The sequence below is a fragment of the Rhizobacter sp. P2_G4 genome (assembly GCF_056403575.1).
The window spans coordinates 1-3,826 of record NZ_JBFUFG010000029.1 but is presented as its reverse complement, the minus strand read 5'-3'; the positions used below and the strand labels follow the sequence as shown (position 1 = coordinate 3,826).

3 protein-coding genes are annotated in these 3,826 nt (G+C 66.3%); all 3 read right to left on the bottom strand.

Going from position 1 to position 3,826, the window contains the following annotated elements; all coding sequences use genetic code 11:
* Positions 1-656 precede the first annotated feature (656 nt).
* Genes AC1DYS_RS32155 through AC1DYS_RS32145 form a run of 3 tightly spaced genes read right to left on the bottom strand, consistent with a single transcriptional unit; the run spans position 657 to position 3,102 of the window.
* Complete coding sequence (locus AC1DYS_RS32155) at positions 657-2,042, bottom strand: AtzE family amidohydrolase (protein ID WP_477906149.1); 1,386 nt, start codon at positions 2,040-2,042, stop codon at positions 657-659.
* 20 nt (positions 2,043-2,062) lie between these two features.
* Positions 2,063-2,284, bottom strand: a complete 222-nt coding sequence (locus AC1DYS_RS32150) for a DUF4089 domain-containing protein (protein ID WP_477906147.1) — start codon at positions 2,282-2,284, stop codon at positions 2,063-2,065.
* Positions 2,281-3,102 carry an ABC transporter ATP-binding protein gene (locus AC1DYS_RS32145; protein WP_477906145.1) on the bottom strand — a complete coding sequence of 274 codons (822 nt, stop codon included), beginning with the start codon at positions 3,100-3,102 and terminating at the stop codon, positions 2,281-2,283. The genes AC1DYS_RS32150 and AC1DYS_RS32145 overlap by 4 nt, the downstream gene beginning before the upstream one ends.
* Positions 3,103-3,826 lie beyond the last annotated feature (724 nt).

Genomic DNA, 3,826 nt, shown 5'->3' with positions numbered 1-3,826 from the left:
TCTTTCTTTGCTTCGCCAAAGAAAGAAGGCAAAGAAAGGCGACCCCGACGGGGGCAGTCCGGCTAGGGCCGGACTGCTCTGCGGGGCTCGGTGTGTGGGGCCTCGCGCCGAACTCGCTACGCGGCCTTTGGCCGCTGCGCTCAGACAGCCGCGCGAAGTCAGTTGACGAGGCGTGCTGCGCACGCGGCCCCAAACCCCTGCGCTCCTCGACGCCCCCCACGGGGCCCGAAGAGCAATGCGGTCGTTTGCTGCGCAAACATTCCCTGTCCAAACTCGCTCGCATCGGCGCGAGCGAAGCGACGCGTCATCAAGCCGATGCGAAGCGAGGCGAATCTGGTGTTCGGGGTCCCCGTGGGTGGCGTCGAGGAGCGCAGGGGTTTGGGGCCGCGCGCGATAGCGCGCATCAACAACTGACTTCGCGACGTTTGTCTGAGCGGCGTGAGCGCAGCGAACAAAGCGAGTTGGGCGCGAGGCCCCAAACACCGAGCACCGCAGAGCAGTCCGGCGCAGCCGGACCGCCACCGTCGGGTCCCCCTTTCTTTGCTTACTTTCTTTCGGGGAAGCGAAAGAAAGTGAGTGCCCTGTCGGGGGCACATCCCGACGCAGCCCCACGCAGTAAACAGAAGCCACCAGCAAGGAGTAAACCTCACCCACCCTCAAATCCCCGCCACCGGCGAACTGGCAACACCAGACGCTTCCAACGCCCGCGCAACCCGCAACGCCAGATCCTCCCGCCAAGGAGCAGCAATCACCTGCACCCCCAACGGCAACCCCTGCCGCCCCTCAGGCCAAAGAGGAGCCGCCACGACCGGGCACCCGGAGAACGAGATCGGCTGCGTCAACAACCCCATCGAAGGCCGAGTCGGCACCGAGCTGCCATTCAGATCGAAAGTCTCCGACCCGATCGGCGTAGCCTGCACCGGCGTCGCAGGCGCGAGCAGCACATCCCACTGCTGGAACAGCGCTAACACCTTGTCGCGGTACACGCGCCGGAAGCGCTGCGCGCGCAGGTACCAATCGACCGGCTGCAAGGCGCCCGCGATGAAGCGGTCGACCGACAGCGGCTCGAACTCGGCTGCGCGCTCGCGCAGGAGCGGCAGGTGCAGCGAGCCGCCTTCGCTGGCGGTGGTGACGAAAGCCGCCACGCGCGCCAGTGCGGCGTCGGGCCAAGTGACGCCTGTGGTGGCATTCAGCGCCGTGGCGGCGAAATCGAGCGCCTTGCGCGCCATCGGCCCGGCGTTGTCTTCGAAGTAGCCGCCGAGCACACCGATGCGCAGGCCCTGCAGGCTGCTGCCGATCTGTGCCAGCGTGGGCTGCACGCGCTCGGCATGGCAGCCGGGGTCGAGTGCATCGGGGCCCTGCATCGCGTCGTAGCTGGCAGCCAGGTCTTCCACCGAGCGGGCGAAGGGGCCGAGGTGGTCGATGCTCGCGACGAAGGGGAAACTGCCGCGCCGCGTGAGCCGCCCGAAGGTGGGCTTCAGGCCCCACACGCCGCACAGCGACGAGGGCACGCGAATGGAACCGTTGGTGTCGGAGCCGAGCGTCACCGGCACCTGGCCAGCCGCGACGGCGGCGCCGCAGCCGCCCGATGAACCGCCGGCTGTGCGCTCCAGGCGGCGTGGGTTGTGGCAGGGGCCGTAGTGGCTGTTCTCGGTGGTGAAGCCGTAGGCGAACTCGTCCATGTTGAGCGCGCCGACCAGCACGGCACCGGCCGCCTGCATGCGCTGCACGAGCACGGCGTCGGCCGTGGCGGCGGGTTGGCCGTTGCGCACCTTGCTGCCGGCACGCGTGGTCAAGCCTTCGATGTCGAACAGGTTTTTCACCGCGTAGGGCATGCCGGCGAGCGAGGGCAGCACCTCGCCGCGCGCGCGCTTGGCGTCGATGGCCCGCGCCTCACGCGTGGCACGCTCGAAGGTGCCGTCGGTGAAGGCGTTGACGCGCGGGTCGGTGACTTCAATGCGCGCGATGCAGTGTTCGAGCGCTTCTTCGGCCAGCATCTCGCCAGAGTGAACTGCGCGAACGATGTTGAGGCCGGTGATCATGTCGTGTGTCCTCGCGACGCTCATTCGGCCGCGACGTCCGGGTCGTCGCCGGGCGGGAAGGGCGCAGGGCAGAAGACTTCGGCCGGCTCGATCTCGGCGTGCAGCGGCTCGGCCTGCAGGGCGGCCACCATCGATCGTGTGCGCGCCAGGTGAACGGCCACACGTTCCACCTGCGCCTCGTCGAGCGGCAGCGCGAGAAAGCGCGCCGTCGCACGAACGTAATCTTGAATCTCTAAGTTCAACGCCGGACCTCTCGCTGGAAGATGTCGAGGCTCAGCTTCTTGGTCGCGATGAAGCTTGCCTCCGACAGCGTGGCCACGGTGCGCGGCCGCGCATCTCCATAGTGCAAGATTTCGGCCACCTTGGTCGGCCGCTTGGTCAGCAGCAGCACCTGGTCGGCCAGGTAGACGGCTTCTTCGAGGTCGTGCGACACCAGCATCATGGTCGTACCGGTCTGCATGAACACCTCTTGCAGCTTCTCGCGGATGAACAGCGTCATCTCGAAATCGAGCGCCGAGAACGGCTCGTCGAGAAACAGCACCTCGGGCCCGTTGGCCAGCGCCCGCATGATCGACGCCGTCTGCTGCTGGCCGCCCGATAGTTCATACGGGTAGCGCTTGAGGTCGAACTTGACGTCGAACGACGCCACCAGCTCCTGCATGCGGCGGTCGACCTCGGCCTTGCTGCGGCCTTCGAGCTTCAGCGGGTAGGCGATGTTGTCGATGGTGCGCATCCACGGGAACATCGCTTCGCGGTAGTTCTGGAACACGTAGCCGATCTTGGTGTCCTTGAGGCTCTTGCCATCGAACAGGATCTCGCCGCTGTCGATCGGGATCAGCCCCGCGATCATGTTGATCAGCGTGGATTTGCCGCAGCCGTTGGGGCCGAAGACCGAGACGATCTTCGACTTGGGGATGTCGAGGTCGAAGTTCTCGTACAGCGGCCAGCCGGCGAAGTACTTCGTCAGCCCGCGGATGGTGATGTGTGTGCCGGCGGGGCCGGGGGCGAATTTTGGTTTGGGGACGTCGGCGTAGGTGGGGCCGTTCAGGACAGCGGACATGGGGCGGCTCCTTTTTTGGGTTGAGTCATGGCCTGCCTCAGTTCGTTCGGGCTGTGCCTGCATTCGCATGAGGTTTCTGTCTCACTGCGTGAGGCCGAGTCGGGATGTCGTCCCGACAGCCGACTTACTTTCTTTCGCTTCCCCGAAAGAAAGTAAGCAAAGAAAGGGGGACCCGACGGTGGCGGTCGGCCTGAGGCCGACTGCTCTGCGGTGCTCGGTGTTTGGGGCCTCGCGCCAAACTCGCTTTGTTCGCTGCGCTCACGCCGCTCAGCCAAACGTCGCGAAGTCAGTTGTTGATGCGCGCTCACGCGCGCGGCCCCAAACCCCTGCGCTCCTCGACGCCACCCACGGGGACCCGAACACCAGATTCGGCTCGCTTCGCATCGGCTCCACGGCTCGGCTTCGCCATCGCGACGATGCAACGCAAGTGGGGACAGGGAAAGTTTGCTCAGCAAACGACCGTATTGCTCTTCGGGCCCCGTGGGGGGCGTCGAGGAGCGCAGGGGTTTGGGGCCGCGTGCGCAGCACGCCTCGTCAACTGACTTCGCGCGGCTGTCTGAGCGCAGCGGCCAAAGGCCGCGTAGCGAGTTCGGCGCGAGGCCCCACACACCGAGCCCCGCAGAGCAGTCCGGCCCTAGCCGGACTGCCCCCGTCGGGGTCCCCGTCGGGGTCGCCTTTCTTTGCCTTCTTTCTTTGGCGAAGCAAAGAAAGAAGGTCGCCCGCC